Here is an 18,437-nt window from a genome sequence, read left to right as displayed (position 1 = left end):
CCGCCACAGCGGCCGTTTGCCGCGCCGCCCGCCTTGCGCTAGCGTGCAGCCCCTGCGATGAATGACGAGTCCCCAGATCCTCCCGGCTGGATCAGCCTCCCCGCCAGCCTGCTGAACGAAGCCGGCGTCGTGCGCCTGCGCGAGAGCCCCGAGCGCAACCGCCAGTTGCTGGTGCGCCAGTTGCTGGACGGCATCTACCCACACCCCTTCGTGCTGGACGACGGCAAGGTGCGCCGCCTGCACTTCACGCTACGCCTGGTGCAGAGCGAGATGCGCATAGCCGCGCCGTGGGAACTCGCGGTCGCCTACACGCAGGCCATGCTCGGCTTCCTGCTGTTCCAGCCCGCACCGAAGCACATCGTCATCGTCGGCCTCGGCGGCGGCTCGCTCACCAAGTACTGCCACCGCCACTGCCCGCGCAGCCGCATCACCACCGTGGAAGTGAGCGAAGGCGTCATCGCCTGCCGCGACTGGTTCCTGCTGCCGCCTGACGACGAACGCCTGCGCATCCGCCAGCAGGACGCCGCCGACTACTTCGCCGGCCCGCCCGACGGTGCCGACGTCATCCTGCTGGACGCCTACGACGAGGACGGCGTCGCCCCCCAGCTGTGCACCGCCGCCTTCTACGCCGATGCACGCGCCCACCTCAAGCCGCGCGGCGTGCTGGTCGCCAATATCTCCGGCCACAGCCAGACCGCCGAGACGCACATCGCGCTGATGCGCGAAGCCTTCAACGGCCGCATCGCCATCGCCGATGTCAGCACCGACGGCAACCGCATCGTCTACGCCTTCAACGACCCCACCTTCCCCCCCGACTGGAAACGCCTCACCCGCGCCGCCCGCATGCTCAGCGACGCCCACCCCTGCGATTTCATGCGCCTGCTGCGGGACCTGGAGCGCAGCGTGCAGCGGGATCGGCGGCGGCGCTGATCAGCTCCCGGCTTCCTGACGCGACGCCCGCGCCAGCCGTTCCACGAGATCGTCCGGGATCGGCTTGCGGGGCGTGAAGGTGATGCCGGTCTTCGTCGCCTTCAGCCCAGCCGCCGCGATCTCTTCGGCATGCGCGGCGACGGCGCCCGGCAGGAGATACAGCCCGCACCGCTTGCTGAACGCCGCATAGCCCGCGAACACCGTGCCGCCGATGCGGAAGCCCGGCATGTTGTAGGCCACGACCTCCTCCGCTTCGGGCAGGGTGCGGGCCAGCAGTTCGCGCAAGTGTTCCAGCGAGGGCCGAGAGGGCCCGGGCGCGACGATGTACGTATCGTGCTGGGTGATCATGGTTATGGCTCGCACGTTTCCAAGGCTGCCGCTCGGTTGTCTGATTTCCTTGGGAGCTGAAAGCAGCCGCTGTGAGAACGGATCAGGCCGCACTGAACCTGCTTACCCATACCGTCGCATGATCGAATCAGCGAGATGCGTACCTGCGCCAACCAGCCGAGCAAGAATTCGAATCTGTTCCCGGCAATGCTCGTCCGCCGTCGGCGCAGGGTAGTTCATCGTGTGATCCACCTCCCCCCAAACCTCTTCTAGCAATGTACGGACCTGAACTTCGCATGTAGCCAAGGACTTTGAGTTAGGCCGTAGTACATAGTGAATGCTGGTGTAGTAGCTATCTTTAAGTTCCTTCTGAAGTCCAAGTCCCTGAAAGTAGTGCCCCGATTCGGGATCCCAGGTGTACGCCTTTGGTTCCTCGAACAACGTGAACTCGCCATCAGAGACCTTCGCCATGAGCGCCTGATGAATTGCGCCAAATTGAGATCTATGAAGGTGCAGAACTCTGACGCCAGCAACATCCGTGATGCGGGAGAACACGTTATCTTGATCAATAGCCCCCTTCTGCTGCTCGTCCGGAAGTTCGGCATCCTCAATGTTCTTTCGTTCTATTTTTTCGAGTAAGTGGTCTATGTCCTTCATGCGGTGCCTAACAGAGTGCACGTGTTTGGTCAGACTCCTACCTTCAAAAAAATTTCGAACGTGCTTGTGAAATAACTCAAATGCTTCGAGATTCGTTTCGTATTTTTCGAGAACGCATTTGTACTTTTCGCGAAGTTCATTTTTCTCCACGCTCAGTCCTCCAGGTTTTCGAGGCGCGCCATCAGATCGGTAGCGAAAGCGTGGTACATCGCCTTCTTCTCCTCATAGATCGCACGATTTCCTGATACGGTGCTCTTGTCTTCGTGCTGAAGCCCTGGGTGTGCTGGAACCTTCCACATTGGAGAGCGGTATTTCTGCGCCATCGCGGGGAGCGTGTTGTGCGAGTGGATAATTGACGTGCCGCCAATTGGATTACCAATGACGCCTAGCTTTAGGTGCGAATAGCACTCTTCCGGAATGCGCGCCGCAATTACTTTTGGCAGATTTTTGGCGTAGCCGTAGTGCGCCGTTGCAATATCGTATTCGTTTTGGCCAGCCAGTTTCCGAGCATTGTAGAGCGTATAACCAAGAAACTTGACAAAGTGGGCAGGAAACGCGCCACGTTTTTTGTCTGAAAGTACGCTGTACATGGTTGCGAATTGCGAGCGCCATGTTTTCAGAGCGAGCCCAATGTTGGTAAGCCCAAAAGTAGAGAACATGTCTGGCATGCATGGCACAAAAAACCCCGTCGACATCGAAATAATGACCCGATTGAGCATGCCCAGACTCGGCGATGTGTCGAGGATGGCTACCTCGTAGCCGTGCTTCTTCTGTGCTTCAAGACAAATTGTCCTGATCGCAGTCAACAATCTAAGCGACTGAGGATCACCCAAAAATGCATCGCTCCAAGACTTGGCCAACTTGTCCTCAAACATATGCAAACTCAATCGACCAGGAATTAATCCAAGCTTCGGGGATAGCTTGTGTACCTCTCCCAGCCCGAATGAATCGAAAACGCCGTCTTCCACAGGTTTCAAGAGGCAGTGAATTGAGCGTGGCGTGGCAATGAATTCAGCGAACGTCTTGCTGCTGTTCTCTTGGGCGTCCTGAAAGTCCTCGATATATGGCTCTTCTTCTGTCCAAAGAGCCTCCAAAGCACTGGCATCTATGCACTGAACCGTCAAGTTTGACTGCGGATCAAGATCTACCATCAGTGTCTTGATGCCTTGCTCTGCAAGGGCATGCGCGAGATGGAAACTCAAGGTGGACTTACCAACGCCACCCTTGTTATTGAACACAGAGATGATTTTCAAGTTGAGCTCCGGAGGGAAGCTGAGTCAGCATGCATCGGATGAGTTTCGTTCATGGACCGCGCGGCTTAGCTGTGGATTAGTTCCACACAGCGACCGAATAACCCGGTGCCTTCTGGATACCTATGGCCCACAACCATCGCCAAGGAAGTGCTTCACGCAAAGAGCGCTGTGGTGGCAGGTGTAAGCCCGCAAAAGGCGTGGCGAGTGTAACCACTACTCACGACGCATGCCAATCGGGTATGCAGTGAACAGCTCAGAGAAGGCTGCTGACGCGCCACACGACTCTCGCAACCCGGCACAACCTCACCGCCCCACCTCCACAGCGCCATACAGCGCCCGCACCAGGTCCGACTGCGTGATGATCCCCACCAGCCTGCGTTCGTCGTTGATGATCGGGATGTGGTGGTGGCCGCCCTCGGAGAACAGCGGCACCAGTTCCATCACCGGGCGGTGGGCGCTGGCGACGCGGACTTGGCGGGTCATGATCTGGCCGACGACTTCGGGCTTGTCGGAGTGCGTGGTGCCGGTGGGACGCAGTAGCGCGCGCAGGCGGGCGGCGATACCGTCGTGCGGGGCGTCGAGGTCGGCGTGGCGCATGAAGTCGGCCACGGTCACGATGCCGACGATGCGCTGCACGCGGTCGATCACCGGCAGGGCCTTGATGCGACGTTCGCGCATCAGCGCCCAGGCGTCGCGCAGGGGCGTGCCGAACTCTACCGACAACACCGGCTGCGCCATGATGTCCGCGCAGGACAGGTCGCCCAGCTTGCGCTGGAAGGCGGCGGTCTCGGCGTGGTGCAGCAGGGCCTGCAGGTCGTCGCGGCTGACGTCGAGCACCTGGTTGTAGTGGGCCAGCGCGGCGTCGAGATCCGCGCTGCTGAAGCGCGTGGGCGTGGTGCCGGGCGTCTGCTGCGTATGCGGGTAGCGGCGGCCGGTGGCGCTGTTGTAGAGCACGCCGGCCAGCACCAGCAGGGCGGAGTTCAGCAGCACCGGGAACAGCGCGAACTCGAAGCTGTTTTGCTGGCTCAGCACCGCGAGCAGCGCCGAGGCGCCGCCGGGAGGATGCAGGCAACGCGCGGCGAACATCAGGCCGACGGCCAGGCTGACGGCCAGCGCGGCGGCGAGATCGGTGTCCGGCACGCACAGCGCGCAGGCCACGCCGATGGCCGCCGACAGCGTGTTGCCGCCGATGACCGACCAGGGCTGGGCCAGCGGGCTGGCCGGCACGGCGAAGACCAGCACGGCGCTGGCCCCCAGCGGCGCGACCAGCCAGGCATTGGCGGCGGGGCCGGCCAGCCAGTGGCTGAGCAGGCCGGCGACGAGGATGCCCAGCGCGGCACCGCCACAGGCACGCCAGCGTTCGCGGGCGTCGATGCGCACCGGTGCGGGCAGGAAGGCTCGCAGCCAGGCCTGCAGGCGGCGGCGCAAGGAGGGCGGGGGAATGTCCGGCTGGCGGACGGCGTCGTCGGATGCCTGGAAGGTCATGGGCGGTGCCTGGCGGGTATGGGGAACAGTGGGCGAACGACGGGCACGCACGCGCGGAAAGCACGCACACAGCCCATTCAACCATTCAACGCGCAGCGGCAACATTGACGCAGCAGGCACCCGCCGGCGACGGCACCGTCGGGTAGGCGCGCATCTTACCTGCCTACTTAGCTGCCTACTTACCTGCCCGCCCGCCGGCAGGGCCGCGCGCAGGGCGTCCGCGGGGGGTGTGCGACAATCGGCGCCTCTTTCATGGAACCGGTCACGCCCATGCTGGTGCACCCGCAATTCGACCCCATTGCCTTGTCCGTCGGCCCGCTGGCGATCCGCTGGTACGGGCTGATGTACCTGGTGGCCTTCGTGCTGTTCATCGTGCTGGGCCGCTACCGCGCCCGCAGCGGCCCGGAGCGGGGCTGGACGGCGGAGGACCTCGACAACCTGCTGTTCTACGGTGTGCTGGGCGTGGTGCTGGGCGGGCGCCTGGGCTACGTGCTGTTCTACAAGCCGATGTACTACCTGCAGCACCCGCTGGAGATCCTCTACGTATGGCAGGGTGGCATGGCGTTCCATGGCGGCCTGCTGGGCGTGCTGGTGGCGCTGTGGCTGTTCGGCCGCAAGACCAACCGGAGCTTCCTGCAGGTGGGCGACTTCGTCGCGCCGCTGGTGCCGACCGGGCTGGCGGCCGGGCGCATGGGCAACTTCATCAACGGCGAGCTGGTGGGCCGCGTGACCGACGTGCCCTGGGCGATGATCTTTCCGCAGGTGGACAACCTGCCGCGCCACCCCTCGCAGCTCTACCAGTTCTTCGGCGAGGGGCTGCTGCTGTTCGCGCTGCTGTGGTGGTTCTCCGGCAAGGCACGGCCGCGCGCGGCGGTGTCCGGCTTCTTCCTCACCGGCTACGGCGTGTTCCGCTTCCTCGCCGAGTTCGGTCGCCAGCCCGACGACTTCCTGGGCCTGCTTGGCTTCGGCCTGTCGATGGGCCAGTGGCTGTCGCTGCCGATGATCATCGCCGGCATCCTCATGATGGTGTGGGCCTACCGCCGCGCCGACTATTCCGGCACCACCCGCCCGGCACGATGAGCGCGGCATCCCGGCGCGACGCGCTGCTGGCCCTGCTGGGCGACCTGCCGCCGCGCGACGCCGCGGTGAAGGCGCGGGTGGTCGAGGCCGGCGAACACGACGGCTACTGGCTGGAAAAGCTGGAGCTCGATCTCAACGGCATCGAGAAGGTGCCCGCCTTCTTCGTGCGGCCCCTGGAGGCGGAAGGCCGCCTGCCGACGGTGATCTATCACCACGCGCATGGCGGCAATCACGCGCTGGGCAAGAACGAGCTGCTGGAAAGCCATGCCGGCGTACTGCTCGACGAGCCCTATGCCCGCACGCTGACACAGGCCGGCTACGCCGCGCTGTGCATCGACGCCTGGTGCTTCGGCCAGCGCAACCACAGCTCGGAGCACGACACCTTCAAGGCCATGCTGCTACGCGGCCAGGTGCTGTGGGGAATGATGGTCTTCGACGCGCTGCGTGCGGTGGATTACCTGCACACGCGCGACGACGTGGACACCGCGCGCATCGCCACGACGGGCTTTTCCATGGGCAGCCTGGCGAGCTGGTGGCTGGCGGCGCTGGAACCACGCATCAAGGTGTGCGCCGAGATGTGCTGCCTGGTCGACTACGCCACCCTGGTGGATGCCGGCAAGCTCAGCGAGCACAACTTCTACTGCTACGTGCCCAGGCTGCTGAAGCAGTTCAACACCGCCGACATCGTCGGCCTGATCGCCCCGCGCGCGCACCTCGCCTGTGTCGGCGAACAGGACCCGAAGGCACCGCTGGAAGGCGTTGCGCACGTCGACGCCCACGTGCGCGAGGTGTATGCCCGGGCCGGCGCGCCGGAGGGCTGGCAGCTCGCGCGCTTCGACTGCGCGCATGTGGAGACCACAGCGATGCGCCGTACCGTCATGGAGTTTCTGCAGCGCCAGCTATAAGGCGCTGCAGGTCGGTTCTTCCGGATCCGCCACTCCTGCGTCGCTCGCCCTTGATGAAAATCGCCGGCACCCTGCCCGCCTATTGGGCTTAGCAACGCTCAGCACCAACCTACTGCCACTGACACCCGACGCGGCGCTATGGGCACGCCCCCCTCCCCCTCTGCAGCCGCCGAGCAGCACAGCCGTGACGAGGGATCGCGCGCAGCGCGACGGCGAGCATGTCTGAGCTGCGAGCGCAGCGAGGGCGAGTTGCGCAGCCGCTCGTCATGGCGCGCAGCGCAGGGGACCCCGAAGGGGCGGCGGAAGCGGGGCGGCTTTCTTTGGGTACTTTCTTTGTCCGCACAAAGAAAGTACCTCGCCCGCCGGGGCGAGTCCCGGCATCAGCTTCAGGATCAACCAACTCCCCATGGCGCGAGCCGGCAGAACAAAACCAAAGACGAAAACCAGCGTCGCTGGATTCCTGCCTCCGCAGGAATGACGGGGTTCGAGATGACAGGGGTGACTGCCCCGCGACAGGCGCCGGACACAGCCGCGTGACGCAGCGGTCGCAACCACCTCTCCTGCAATATCCAGTGGCGCTGGGCACCCACGTTCTGCGCACCGACAACGTGGGCGACGACCTCACATCAGCAGCAGCGCCGCCAGCCCCAGGAAGATGAAGAAGCCACCGGAATCGGTGCAGGCCGTGATCAGCACCGACGAGCCCAGCGCCGGGTCGCGGCCGGCGCGCATCATGGCGAAGGGGATCAGCACCCCCATCGATGCGGCGAGCATCAGGTTCAGCGTGGTGGCCACCGTCATCACCGCGCCCAGCTCCCAGTTGCCATAGAGCAGCCAGGCGGCCACGCCGAGCACGCCGCCCCACACCACGCCGTTGATCATCGCCACGCCCATCTCCTTGCGCAGCAGCTGCTTGAGCATGTCGGGGCGCACGGCGTCCATGGCGATGGCACGCACGATCATGGTGATGGTCTGGTTGCCGGAGTTGCCACCGATGCCAGCGATGATGGGCATCAGCGTGGCCAGCGCGACCAGCTTCTCGATGGAGCCTTCGAAGAGGCCGATGACCCGCGAGGCGACGAAGGCGGTGACGAGGTTGATCGCCAGCCAGCGCCAGCGGTTGCGCACCGAGTCGATCACCGGCGCGAAGATGTCTTCCTCTTCCTTCAGGCCGGCCTGGTTGAGCAGCTCGACTTCCGACTGCTCGCGGATAAAGTCCACCACCGCGGCCACCGTCACGCGGCCCACCAGCGAACGGTCGCGGTTGATGACCGGCGCCGACACCAGGTCGTAGCGCTCGAAGGCGCGCGCGGCGTCCTCGGCGTTGTCGGCGGGGTGCAGGCTCAGCATGTCGGTGAGCATCACGTCGCCCACCGTGGCCTCCAGGTCGTTGATCAGCAGGGTGCCCAGCGGCAGCACGCCGCGCAGGCGCTCCTCGCGGTCGATCACGAAGAGCTGGTCGGTGTGGTCCGGCAGCTCGTCGAAGCGGCGCAGGTAGCGCATCACCACTTCCAGCGTGACGTCCTCGCGCACCGTCACCATCTCGAAGTCCATCAGCGCGCCGACGGCGTCGTCGGGGTAGGACATGGCGGCGCGCAGCTGCTCGCGCTCCTCGGCGTCCATGCCGAGGTACACGTCCTCGATGACGTCCTTCGGCAGGTCGGGCGCGAGGTCGGCCAGTTCGTCGGCGTCGAGCTGTTCGGCGGCGGCCACCAGCTCGGCGTTGTTCATCGTCTCGATGAGCGTCTCGCGCACCGCGTCGGAGACTTCGAGCAGGATCTCGCCGTCGTTCTCGCCGCGCACCAGGTCCCAGATGAACAGGCGGTCGTCCAGCGGCAGCGCTTCGAGGATGTAGGCGATGTCGGCCGGGTGCAGCGAGCCGAGCTTCTTGCTCATGCGCGCGATATTCTGCTTGTGCACCAGGCCTTCGACGAGGTCGTGCTTCGGCCCGCTCTGGCGATGGACCAGCTCCTCCTCCAGCTTCTGGCGGCCGAGCAGGGCCTGCACTTCACGCAGGGTGTGCTGGACGTCGTCGCTGTGCTGGAGTGGTTCGACCTGGGCCATGAGGAGGCGATTCCCTTCGTCGGGCTTGCTGCGGTGCAAGGCCCGAGTGTAGCTGCAAAGTTGTGACAGTCAGGAGTAGCAAGGCCGGGCACGTGACGCGTGGCGTGACGCACGGCCTGCGGCCCGGCACCTGGTGCGCGAGCCGGCTGCCCGCGCCCGGCGACTAACGCGGCTCAGGGAATCTCGGAGTACCGCATGCGCGATTCGATGCGAGCGGCATGGGCGGCCAGGCGGGGGCCGAAGCTCTTCTCGTAGCGCCGGGGGTTGGGCAGCATCACCGCGAGGCGCGCGGCCTGGCCGGGGCCGAGCTGGGCGGCGGAGGTGTTGTAGTAACGCCGGGCCGCCGCCTCCGCGCCGAACACGCCGTTGCCCCACTCCACCACGTTGAGATACACCTCGAGGATGCGGCGCTTGTCCCACAGGGCCTCGATCATCAGGGTGATGATCGCTTCCTCGGCCTTGCGCACGTAGCTGCGCGCCGGCGTGAGGAACAGGTTCTTGGCCAGTTGCTGGCTGATGGTGGAGCCGCCGCGCACCGGCTTGCCCTTCTTCTGGTTCTTCTCGATGGCTTTCTGGATGCCCTCCCAGTCGAAGCCCTCGTGGTCGACGAACTTGTCGTCCTCCGCCGCGATGACGGCGCGCTTCAGGTGCGGCGAGATGCGCTCGTAGGCCACCCAGGTGTAGCGCAGCTCGGCCTTGGGGTCCTTCTCGCGCAGCTCGGACAGGCGGATGTCCATGAAGCTGGTTTCGCCCGGCGGCATCCACTTCCACCACAGCACGTGGCCGAGCAGCCACAAGTGGTAGACGAGCACGAGGAGGACGAGGCCGAGGAGGATGCGGCGGACCCAGTGGCCGGCTTTCTTCATGTGCGCGGGTTGGCGATGCGGTGGCGAGGCCGCGAGCTTGGCAGACGGCGCGGGCGTCTTCAAGCCTGTGCGACGGCAGGCTGCCGTCGCATGTAAGGCTAAGCCCTGATGCGGTTCCCGCCGGACGGCGTGACAGAGTTGTGCCTTAATTGTTCGCTGGTTGGCAAAATGCGCGCTGTTCGTCGCGGCAATGTCATTCCGCCGGCCACGGACAGGACCGACACAGCCGAGCCGCAGCATGCATATCGCCATCTCCCCCGCCAGCGTCACCGCCAAGCCCACCGCCGTGAAGGCCGTCTACGACCGCCTGCGCAGCGACATCATCCACAGCCTGCTGGCGCCGGGCGAGAAGCTGGCCATCGACGAAATGGCGGCGCGCTACCGCATCGGCGTGAATCCGGTGCGCGAGGCGCTCAACCGCCTGTCCAGCGAGAACTTCGTGGAGCACCGCGAGCAGCGCGGCTTCTACGTGCGCCCCGCCAGCCTGCGGGAGTTCCGCGAGCTGGTGCAGGCGCGTTGCCTGGTGGACTGCCAGGCGCTGGAACAGGCCGTGGCGAATGCCAACCCCAGGTGGGAAGCGGCGCTGGTGGCGGCGCACGCCGCCCTGCTGGCCGCCGAACGCGGCACCGGCCTGGACGAAGCCGGTCGCCACTGGGAGTCGCTGCACTGTGATTTCCACCGCGCCCTGATCGGCGCGGCCGGTTCGGCCTGGCTGATGCGACTGTCCGACGAGCTCATGTTCCAGGCCGGCCGCTACCGCTTTCTCGGTGACGTGCACAGCGAGTCCCAGCGCAACACGCCGGACGAGCACCGCACCATCATGGAGGCCGCGATCGGGCGCGATGCCGCCTTGGCCAGCCGCCTGCTGCGCGAGCATTTCAGCCGCACCCTGATGCTGCTGGAAGCGCGCTTCGGCAACGCCAACCACGTGGTGGTGAACGGCATCGTGGTCAGCGCCGACTGAAGTCGCAGCGCGCCGGGAAGATCGACAACCCCGGGGCCACAACACGCTGGCCGTCACGCGCCACGAGAGGCCGCCCATGCGCGGCCAAACATATATTTCCCCGCGCACGATCTGGCGCCGGACTCCTTTGGTAGCTTCGCTCCCAGCCATGGCGACCTGCTCGTCGCGATGGCTTTTTTTGTTGGCTCCAGACCGCGACCCCTCGCGGTTCAGCACGGGATGGCGATCGTCATCCCGTTCTTTTTGCGGCGCGCACCGCCTCCTTCCGGCCGCCCTTCCACCGACGCCTCCGGTTTGACAAGCGCCACCCTGCGGGGGTAGCTTCCCGTCATCGCGCCGATTTGGCTCAGATTGCGGGCGCGTAACAAATCCAGCTAAATCGAGGACATACCCGGTCCGAGCCTCCTGACTCGCACCGGGTTTTTTCATTGGTACCCGCGTTTCATTCGCTCCCCTCATGACTGCACCCGGATCGGTCGGCACCGTCACCCCGCAGCGCGCGCACTTCGATGCCCCGCTCACGCTCAGAAGCGGCGGCGTGCTGCCGGCCTTCGACCTCGTCTTCGAAACCTACGGCACGCTCAACGCCAGTGCGAACAACGCGGTGCTGGTGTGCCATGCGCTGTCCGGCTCGCACCACGTCGCCGGCACCTATGCGCATGACGCGAAATCGCTGGGCTGGTGGGACAACCTCGTCGGCCCCGGCAAGCCGCTGGACACCGACAAGTTCTTCGTCGTCGGCGTGAACAACCTGGGCGGCTGCTACGGCAGCACCGGCCCGATGTCGCTCAACCCGGCGACCGGCAAGCCCTGGGGCGCCGCCTTTCCCTTCGTGACGGTGGAAGACTGGGTGGACGCGCAAGCGCGCCTGGCCGACCAGCTGGGCATCCAGACCTGGGCCGCGGTACTCGGCGGCAGCCTGGGCGGCATGCAGGCGCTGGACTGGACGCTGCGCTATCCGAAGCGCGTGCGCCACGGCATGGTCATCGCCGCCGCGCCCAAGCTGTCGGCCGAGAACATCGCCTTCAACGAAGTGGCGCGGCAGGCCATCCTGACCGACCCGGAGTTCTACGGCGGCGACTACTACGCGCAGGGCACGGTGCCCACCAACGGCCTGCGCCTGGCACGCATGATCGGCCACATCACCTACCTGTCCGACGACGCGATGGCCGAGAAATTCGGCCGGCGCCTGCGCCACGGCGAGCACAAGTACCACTACGACATCGACTTCGAGATCGAGTCCTACCTGCGCTACCAGGGTGACAAGTTCGCCGGTTTCTTCGACGCCAACACCTACCTGCTGACCACCAAGGCGCTGGACTACTTCGATCCGGCCTTCGCCTACGACGGCGACCTGCAGGCGGCGCTGGCGCGGGCGCAGGCCGACTTCTTCATCGCCAGCTTCAGCACCGACTGGCGCTTCTCGCCGCAACGCTCGCGCGAGCTGGTGTTCGCGCTGCTGCACAACCGCCGCCGCGTGACCTACGCGGAGCTGGACAGCGACGCCGGCCACGACTCCTTCCTGCTCGACGACGCGCACTACCACGCGGCGCTGCGGGCCTACTTCCAGAACATCGAGGTGTGACGATGGTGCATCTTCAGGACGTCCGCTTCGACCATGACGTGATTGCCCGCTGGGTGCCGCAGGGCGCCCGCGTGCTGGACCTGGGCTGCGGTGACGGCACGCTGCTGCGCCACCTGATGACCGTACGCGGCGTCAGCGGCTACGGCATCGAGCGCGACACGGCACACGTGGTGGAGTGCATCCGCAACGACGTGCCGGTACTGCAGATCGACCTGGAGCAGGGCCTGGCCGGCTTCGAGGACGCGCAGTTCGACGCGGTGGTGATGAGCCAGTCGCTGCAGGCGGTGCGCAATACCGAAGGCATCCTCGCCGAGATGCTGCGCGTCGGCCGCGAGGCCATCGTCAGCTTCCCGAACTTCGGCTACTGGCCGCACCGCGATTCGCTGGCGGAAGGGCACATGCCGGTGAGCCGCAGCCTGCCCTACCAGTGGTACAACACGCCCAACGTCCGTTTCTTCACCATGTCGGACTTCGAGGAGCTGTGCGCGCAGCGCGGCATCGTGGTGCGCGAGCGCTTCGCCTTCGACGAGGATCGCGAGATCACCATCGACCCGAACAACTTCGCCAGCGTGGCGATCTACCGCCTGGGGCGGGCAGCCGCTTGAACGCCGCACGGCTCCAGCGCGGGTGGCGCATGGCCGCCATCCTGTTGCTGGGCTTTGCGTCCGGCCTGCCGCTGGCGCTGACCGGGCAGGCCATGCAGGCTTGGCTGACGGTGGACGGCGTCGACATCGTCACCATCGGTTTCCTCGGCCTGGTCGGCCTGCCCTACACCTTCAAGTTCCTGTGGGCCCCGCTGATGGACCGCTTCGAGCCGCCCTGGCTCGGCCGGCGGCGCGGCTGGGTGGCCCTGTCGCAACTGGGCCTGGCGGCGACGCTGTTCTTCATGGCGGGCGTCGCACCGGCGGCGCAGCCGGCGCTGTTCGCGGCGGCGGCCGTGCTGGTGGCCTTCCTGTCGGCCTCGCAGGACGTGGTGGTAGACGCCTACCGAACCGACCTGCTCGCCGACAAGTCGGAACACGGCCTCGGTGCCTCGGTGCACGTCTTCGGCTACCGCCTGGCGATGATCGTGTCCGGCGGCATCGCGCTGATCTGGGCCGACCAGTGGGACTGGCCTACGGTGTATCGCACCATGGCCGCCATCATGCTGGGGCTGGCGCTCGTCACCGCGCTGGCGACCCCGCGCATCGCCGGCAACGCGCCGCTGAAGACCGACGCCGGCAACGACCTGCGCGGCTTTCTCGCCATGCTGCTGGGCGTGTTGGCCGGCTACTGGATCGCCCGCCTGGCGCTGCAGGGGCTGGGCTTCGACATCGACGACAGGAACCGCTGGGTGCAGCTGCTGTTCGTCGTCACCGAGATCGCGGTGGCGTTGCCGATGGCCTGGTGGGCGGCGAAGAAGGCGCGCTTCGAAACGCTCAACGCCTCGCTCACCAGCTACTTCGCGCAGAGCGGGGCCGGCGCCTTCCTGCTGCTGATCATCCTCTACAAGCTGGGTGACGCCTTCGCCGGCAGCCTGACGACGCCTTTCCTCATCAAGGGCATGGCCTTCACGCAGGCGGAAGTCGGCATCGCCAACAAGCTCATCGGCCTCTGGCTGACCATCCTCGGCGGCATCCTCGGCGGCCTGCTGATGCTGCGCCTCAAGCTGTACCGCGCACTGCTGCTGTTCGGCGTGCTGCAGCTCGTCTCCAACCTCGGCTTCTACGTGCTGGCCTCGCTGGGCCGCGGCGCCTGGGGCTCGGTGATGGTGCAGCCCTTCGACTGGGGCTTCATGGCGCTGACCGAACCGGCGGCGCTGGACTGGCTGCTGATGACGGTGATCGCCGGCGAGAACATCACCGGCGGCATGGGCACGGTGGCCTTCGTCGGCCTGCTGATGGGGCTGTGCAACAGCCGCTTCACCGCCACCCATTACGCGCTGCTGTCGGCCTTCGCCGCGGTCGGCCGCATCTACGTCAGCCCGCTGTCCGGCGTGCTGTCGGCCAGCCTGGGCTGGCCGGTGTTCTTCCTGTTCTCCATCCTGATCGCGGTGCCCGGCGTGGTCATGGTGTGGTGGATGCGTGCGGCCATCCGCGCGCTCACCGCGCCCGCCACCAGCGGCCCCGCCGACGACTGATCCGTCCATGATTGCCGACACCCTGATCGCCGCAGCCCGCACGCTTTCCGAAGCACTGGCGCCGATGCGCTTCGCCGCGCCCATCACCCACGTGTATGACCCGCTGACCTACGCCTGGGCGCCGCACGAGCTCTACCTGCGCCGCTTCGGCAACGCGCCGCGGCGGGTGGTGTTCCTCGGCATGAACCCGGGCCCCTTCGGCATGGTGCAGACCGGCGTGCCCTTCGGCGAGATCGCCGCGGTGCGCGACTGGATGGGCATCGAAGCCGCGGTGACGAAGCCGCCGGTGGAGAACCCCGCCCGCCCGATCGAGGGCTTCGCCTGCCCGCGCTCCGAAGTCAGCGGGCGCCGCCTGTGGGGCCTGTTCGCCGAACGCTTCGGCGCGGCGGACGATTTCTTCGCCGATCATTTCGTGGCCAACTATTGTCCGCTGGCGTTCTTCGAGGGCGGCCGCAATGCCACGCCCGACAAGTTGCCGGCCGCCGAGCAGGTGCCCCTGCTGGCAGCCTGCGACGCCCACCTGCGCACGCTTGTCGAGGCGCTGCAGGCGGAGTGGGTGATCGGGGTCGGCGCCTGGAGCGAAACCCGCGCCCGCGCCGCCTGCGCCGGCCTGTCGGTCAGGTTCGGCCGCGTGCTGCACCCCAGCCCGGCCAGCCCGGCGGCCAATCGCGGCTGGTCGGCCGCCGCGACGAAACAACTCGTGGAACAGGGCATCTGGCACGCCTGAAGCTTGATCCCGACTCATGTTTTGAGGTGACCGGTCCGTTAGAGTGACCGATAACACCAGTGAAGGCACCGGGTGACGCGCGGCTGCGCGACACGACCGGTCGCTCCCTCCAACCACGCGGCCAAGGAGCCGGACCTGCCGACTGCGTCGATGAAGCTCCTGCGTCTTCCCGGCATGACGGGCGCCCTGCTCGCGGCGATCTATGCCGTGACGGGCTGGCTGTCGCTGCAGATCGCCGTGCCGCCCGGCTACGCCGCGCCGGTGTTTCCCCCCGCCGGCATCGCCCTGGCGGCCCTGCTGGTGTATGGCTACCGCCTGTGGCCGGCCGTGCTGGTGGGCTCGCTGATCGTGCAACTGGCCGCCGGCGTCAACACCCACGTCAGCGGCCCGGCCTGGTGGGGGCCACTGCTGGTGGCCCCGTTCGCCACCCTGCAGGCCCTCGCCGGCACCTGGCTGGCGCGTCGCCTGGTGGGCCTGCGCGACGCGCTGGACACCCACCGCTCCATCGTCCTGTTCTTCTGCGTCGTCGCGCCGCTGGGCTGCCTGGTCTGCGCCAGCCTGGCGGTGCCCACGCTGGTGCTCAGCGGCGCCCTGCATCCCGGTGAGGCGCTGTTCAGCTGGTGGAACTGGTGGCTGGGCGACACGCTCGGGGTGATGGTCTTCGCGCCGCTGGTGCTGGCCTTCATCGGCGAACCGGCCGAAAAATGGCGGCCGCGCCGCAACGTGGTGGCCCTGCCCCTGCTGGTGGCGCTGGCGGTGCTGGCCTTCTCGTTCGTGCAGGTGCGCGAGTGGGAACAGGTACGGGTGGAAACACAGTTCCGGCGCGACACCGAGAACCTCGCCAGCCTGGTGAGCCGGCGCCTGGAAGCGCAGCTCGACATGCTGATCGCCCTGCAGCGCCTGATGAGCGTCAGCGACAACGTGACCCGCGAGCAGTGGCACGACTTCGTGATGCCCCTGCTGGAGCGCTACCCGGGCACCCAGAACTTCTCGTGGAACACCTACGTCACCGCCACCGACCGCGAGCGCTTCGAGCGTGCGGTGCGCGCGGCCGGCCTGCAGGACTTCCGCGTCCTCGACCGCGACGATGCCGGCCAGTTGTTCCCGGCCCGCGAGGCCGACGAATACCTGCCGATCACCTACGTCGAGCCCATGCGCGGCAACGAACGTGCGGTCGGCATGAACCCGCTGTCGCTGCCCGCGGCCACCGAGGGCATCGCGGTGACCCGGGTGACCGGCCAGCCCGCGGCCAGCGCGGCGATCCGCCTGGTCCAGGAAGAGGGTTCGCAACGCGGCGTGGTGGTGTACCTCGCGGTCTTCGAACGCCCGGGCAACGGCAACCAGGGCCGCAGCCGCAAGCTCAAGGGCATGGTGACCGGCGCCTTCCGCATGGGCGACGCAATGTCGGCGGTGCTGATGGGCATGCCGGTCAGCGGCATCGACCTGTGCATCGTCGACATGGTGGGCAAGCCCGGCAACCGGCGCCTCTACGGCGAGGAAGGCTGCGACGAACCGGACGCCCGCGGCACGCGCCTGCAGCAGTTCGTGCCCATCACCTTCGCCGACCGTCCCTGGAGCCTGGTGCTGCGCGCCAACGACCAGTACATGAGCGCCGTGACGAGCTGGGCCGTGTGGTCCACGCTGGCCGTCGGCGTCGGCATCGTCGCCATGCTGGGCATCTTCCTGCTGGTCACCACCGGCTACACCCGCCGCGTGGAAGAGCAGGTGCGCATCCGTACCTCCGAGCTGGCGCTGGCCGGCGAACGCCTGCACGACCAGCAGGCCACGCTGGCCGAGGCGCAGCGACTCGCGCGCATGGGCAGCTGGGTGCAGGTCGGCAGCGGCGACCAGATCGACGGCTCCGACGAATTGCGGCGCATGTTCGGCCTGCCGGACAGCGGCCTGCTGCACTGGCCCGACCTGGTGGCGATGGTGGCCGCGCAGGACCAGACGCCGCTGGACCTGGCCGTGGTGCACCTGCGTAACGAGGCCGGCTCCGCCGCGCTGGACGGCACCGTGCGCAACGCGCGCGGCGAAACGCTGGTGCTGCATTTCCAGATCGAGAGCGCGCCGGCCGCCGACGGCAGCCTGCACCTGCGCGGCACGGTGCAGAACGTCACCGCCGCCCGCGAGGCCGAGGCGCACATCCAGTACCTCGCCCGTTACGACGCACTCACCGGCCTACCCAACCGCATGGACTGGACCGAGCGCACGCGCGCCAGCCTGCTGGTGGCGCAGCGCCACGGTGACCGTTGCGCCGTGCTGTTCCTCGACCTCGACCGCTTCAAGATGGTGAACGACTCGCTCGGCCACCCGGTGGGCGACCGCCTGCTGACGGAAGTGGCCGACCGCTTCGGCAAGTGCCTGCGCGACTACGACGTGCTGGCGCGGCTGGGGGGCGACGAGTTCGTGGTGCTGCTGCCACGCATCGGCCGCGCCGAGGACGTCGCCATCGTCGCCAACAAGCTCATCGAGAGCCTGCGCGCCCCGGTGCTGATCGACCAGATCGAGCTGAACGTGGCGGTGAGCATCGGCATCGCGGCCTTCCCGGACGACGGCAACGACGTCGACACCCTGCTCAAGCATGCCGACGTCGCGATGTACGGCGCCAAGCAGGCGGGCCGCAACACCTACCGCTTCTTCATTCCCGAGATGAACCAGCGCGCGGTCGACCGCCTGCAGACCGAATCCGCGCTACGCCGTGCCATCGAGCGCCATGAGCTGACGCTCTACTACCAGCCGCAGCTCGATCTCGCCACGCAGCAGGTCACCGCCTGCGAGGCGTTGCTGCGCTGGCGCCATCCGGAACGCGGCCTGGTGCCGCCGATGGAGTTCATCCCGCTGGCCGAGGACAGCGGCATGATCGTGCCGCTGGGTGACTGGGTCATGGAAGAGGCCTGCCGCCAGCAGGTGCGCTGGGCCCAGGCCGGCCTGCGCATGCGGGTGGGCATCAACATCTCGGCCCTGCAGTTCGCGCAGGCCAACTTCGTCGACAGGGTGGAACAGATCCTCGCCGAGACCGCGGCGGATCCGCGCATGATCGAACTGGAGATCACCGAGAGCGCGCTGATGGCGCCCACCGACGAGCTGATGAGCAACCTGCATCGCCTGGGCGCCGCCTGCATCGGCCTGGCCCTGGACGACTTCGGCACCGGCTACTCCAGCCTGGCCTACCTCAAGCGCCTGCCGATCGAGCGCCTGAAGCTCGACCGCTCGTTCGTGATGGATCTGCCGGGCGACGTGGAAGACGCGGCGATCACCACCGCCACGCTGTCGATGGCGCGCGACCTCGGCCTGCAGGTGGTGGCCGAAGGGGTCGAATCCGAGGCCCAGTGCGACTACCTGAAGCGCGGCGGCTGCCAGAGCATCCAGGGCTACCTGCTGGCCAGGCCGATGCCGGCGGAGGAGTTCGTAGGCTGGTACCGGGCGCGCAGCATCGCCGCCAAAGGCTGAGCCGTCCCCAGACGCGCAGGGC

The 18,437-nt window shown here is 67.0% G+C and carries 15 protein-coding genes; 9 read left to right on the top strand and 6 right to left on the bottom strand.

Annotated features, from left to right (window positions below; genetic code table 11):
- Nucleotides 1–57 precede the first annotated feature (57 nt).
- The gene (locus VVD47_RS15240; protein ID WP_327604343.1) at nucleotides 58–930 is read left to right on the top strand and encodes a spermidine synthase-like protein; all 873 of its coding nucleotides are present in this window, start codon (nucleotides 58–60) and stop codon (nucleotides 928–930) included.
- Here the strand turns inward: VVD47_RS15240 and VVD47_RS15235 are convergent, their stop codons facing one another.
- The 4 genes from VVD47_RS15235 to VVD47_RS15220 all read right to left on the bottom strand — a co-directional run bounded on the left by VVD47_RS15235 (nucleotide 931) and on the right by VVD47_RS15220 (nucleotide 4,652).
- Nucleotides 931–1,278, bottom strand: coding sequence for an iron chaperone (locus tag VVD47_RS15235; protein WP_327604342.1), 348 nt, complete (start codon nucleotides 1,276–1,278; stop codon nucleotides 931–933).
- Between the two features lie 102 nt (nucleotides 1,279–1,380).
- Complete coding sequence (locus tag VVD47_RS15230) at nucleotides 1,381–2,064, bottom strand: RelA/SpoT domain-containing protein (protein WP_327604341.1); 684 nt, start codon at nucleotides 2,062–2,064, stop codon at nucleotides 1,381–1,383.
- 2 nt (nucleotides 2,065–2,066) lie between these two features.
- A complete protein-coding gene (locus tag VVD47_RS15225; protein ID WP_327604340.1) occupies nucleotides 2,067–3,167 on the bottom strand; it encodes a ParA family protein in 1,101 nt (366 codons plus the stop codon).
- A gap of 303 nt (nucleotides 3,168–3,470) precedes the next feature.
- Nucleotides 3,471–4,652, bottom strand: coding sequence for an HPP family protein (locus VVD47_RS15220; protein WP_327604339.1), 1,182 nt, complete (start codon nucleotides 4,650–4,652; stop codon nucleotides 3,471–3,473).
- Between the two features lie 270 nt (nucleotides 4,653–4,922).
- Here VVD47_RS15220 and lgt point away from each other — a divergent pair, with 270 nt between their 5' ends.
- Nucleotides 4,923–5,732: a prolipoprotein diacylglyceryl transferase gene (gene lgt, locus VVD47_RS15215; protein WP_327604651.1), complete on the top strand. Its 810-nt coding sequence runs from the start codon at nucleotides 4,923–4,925 to the stop codon at nucleotides 5,730–5,732.
- Nucleotides 5,729–6,637, top strand: coding sequence for a dienelactone hydrolase family protein (locus VVD47_RS15210; protein WP_327604338.1), 909 nt, complete (start codon nucleotides 5,729–5,731; stop codon nucleotides 6,635–6,637). Before lgt ends, VVD47_RS15210 begins: the two co-directional genes overlap by 4 nt.
- 621 nt (nucleotides 6,638–7,258) lie before the next feature.
- On the opposite strand, the gene mgtE is transcribed toward VVD47_RS15210, so the two are convergent.
- Complete coding sequence (gene mgtE / locus VVD47_RS15205; protein ID WP_327604337.1) at nucleotides 7,259–8,701, bottom strand: magnesium transporter; 1,443 nt, start codon at nucleotides 8,699–8,701, stop codon at nucleotides 7,259–7,261.
- A gap of 173 nt (nucleotides 8,702–8,874) precedes the next feature.
- Complete coding sequence (gene mtgA / locus VVD47_RS15200; protein WP_327604336.1) at nucleotides 8,875–9,567, bottom strand: monofunctional biosynthetic peptidoglycan transglycosylase; 693 nt, start codon at nucleotides 9,565–9,567, stop codon at nucleotides 8,875–8,877.
- Nucleotides 9,568–9,805: 238 nt separating this feature from the next.
- Here mtgA and VVD47_RS15195 point away from each other — a divergent pair, with 238 nt between their 5' ends.
- From VVD47_RS15195 to VVD47_RS15170, 6 genes are all read left to right on the top strand, one after another.
- Nucleotides 9,806–10,531, top strand: a complete 726-nt coding sequence (locus VVD47_RS15195) for a GntR family transcriptional regulator (protein WP_327604335.1) — start codon at nucleotides 9,806–9,808, stop codon at nucleotides 10,529–10,531.
- Nucleotides 10,532–10,988: 457 nt separating this feature from the next.
- Entirely contained in the window at nucleotides 10,989–12,116 is a 1,128-nt protein-coding gene (metX, locus tag VVD47_RS15190; RefSeq protein ID WP_327604334.1) for a homoserine O-succinyltransferase MetX, read from the top strand.
- 2 nt (nucleotides 12,117–12,118) lie between these two features.
- Nucleotides 12,119–12,721: a methionine biosynthesis protein MetW gene (gene metW / locus VVD47_RS15185; RefSeq protein WP_327604333.1), complete on the top strand. Its 603-nt coding sequence runs from the start codon at nucleotides 12,119–12,121 to the stop codon at nucleotides 12,719–12,721.
- A gap of 29 nt (nucleotides 12,722–12,750) precedes the next feature.
- Complete coding sequence (locus VVD47_RS15180) at nucleotides 12,751–14,235, top strand: AmpG family muropeptide MFS transporter (protein WP_327604332.1); 1,485 nt, start codon at nucleotides 12,751–12,753, stop codon at nucleotides 14,233–14,235.
- A 7-nt stretch (nucleotides 14,236–14,242) separates the two neighbouring features.
- The gene (locus tag VVD47_RS15175) at nucleotides 14,243–14,962 is read left to right on the top strand and encodes a uracil-DNA glycosylase family protein (protein ID WP_327604331.1); all 720 of its coding nucleotides are present in this window, start codon (nucleotides 14,243–14,245) and stop codon (nucleotides 14,960–14,962) included.
- A gap of 150 nt (nucleotides 14,963–15,112) precedes the next feature.
- Complete coding sequence (locus VVD47_RS15170; protein WP_327604330.1) at nucleotides 15,113–18,415, top strand: EAL domain-containing protein; 3,303 nt, start codon at nucleotides 15,113–15,115, stop codon at nucleotides 18,413–18,415.
- Nucleotides 18,416–18,437: the final 22 nt, after the last annotated feature.

It is taken from the genome of Uliginosibacterium sp. H1, from assembly GCF_036017065.1.
In the GTDB taxonomy this organism is placed as follows: domain Bacteria; phylum Pseudomonadota; class Gammaproteobacteria; order Burkholderiales; family Rhodocyclaceae; genus Uliginosibacterium.
This window is presented reverse-complemented; position numbering and strand designations above follow the sequence as displayed.

Excerpts from the sequence above, each read along its gene's own strand:
- lgt (WP_327604651.1), top strand. The coding sequence starts at position 4,923 with ATGCTGGTGCACCCGCAATTCGACCCCATTGCCTTGTCCGTCGGCCCG.
- VVD47_RS15240 (WP_327604343.1), top strand. The coding sequence starts at position 58 with ATGAATGACGAGTCCCCAGATCCTCCCGGCTGGATCAGCCTCCCCGCC.
- mtgA (WP_327604336.1), bottom strand. The coding sequence starts at position 9,567 with ATGAAGAAAGCCGGCCACTGGGTCCGCCGCATCCTCCTCGGCCTCGTC.
- VVD47_RS15175 (WP_327604331.1), top strand. The coding sequence starts at position 14,243 with ATGATTGCCGACACCCTGATCGCCGCAGCCCGCACGCTTTCCGAAGCA.
- VVD47_RS15180 (WP_327604332.1), top strand. The coding sequence starts at position 12,751 with ATGGCCGCCATCCTGTTGCTGGGCTTTGCGTCCGGCCTGCCGCTGGCG.
- metW (WP_327604333.1), top strand. The coding sequence starts at position 12,119 with ATGGTGCATCTTCAGGACGTCCGCTTCGACCATGACGTGATTGCCCGC.
- metX (WP_327604334.1), top strand. The coding sequence starts at position 10,989 with ATGACTGCACCCGGATCGGTCGGCACCGTCACCCCGCAGCGCGCGCAC.
- mgtE (WP_327604337.1), bottom strand. The coding sequence starts at position 8,701 with ATGGCCCAGGTCGAACCACTCCAGCACAGCGACGACGTCCAGCACACC.
- VVD47_RS15170 (WP_327604330.1), top strand. The coding sequence starts at position 15,113 with ATGAAGCTCCTGCGTCTTCCCGGCATGACGGGCGCCCTGCTCGCGGCG.
- VVD47_RS15195 (WP_327604335.1), top strand. The coding sequence starts at position 9,806 with ATGCATATCGCCATCTCCCCCGCCAGCGTCACCGCCAAGCCCACCGCC.
- VVD47_RS15210 (WP_327604338.1), top strand. The coding sequence starts at position 5,729 with ATGAGCGCGGCATCCCGGCGCGACGCGCTGCTGGCCCTGCTGGGCGAC.
- VVD47_RS15220 (WP_327604339.1), bottom strand. The coding sequence starts at position 4,652 with ATGACCTTCCAGGCATCCGACGACGCCGTCCGCCAGCCGGACATTCCC.
- VVD47_RS15235 (WP_327604342.1), bottom strand. The coding sequence starts at position 1,278 with ATGATCACCCAGCACGATACGTACATCGTCGCGCCCGGGCCCTCTCGG.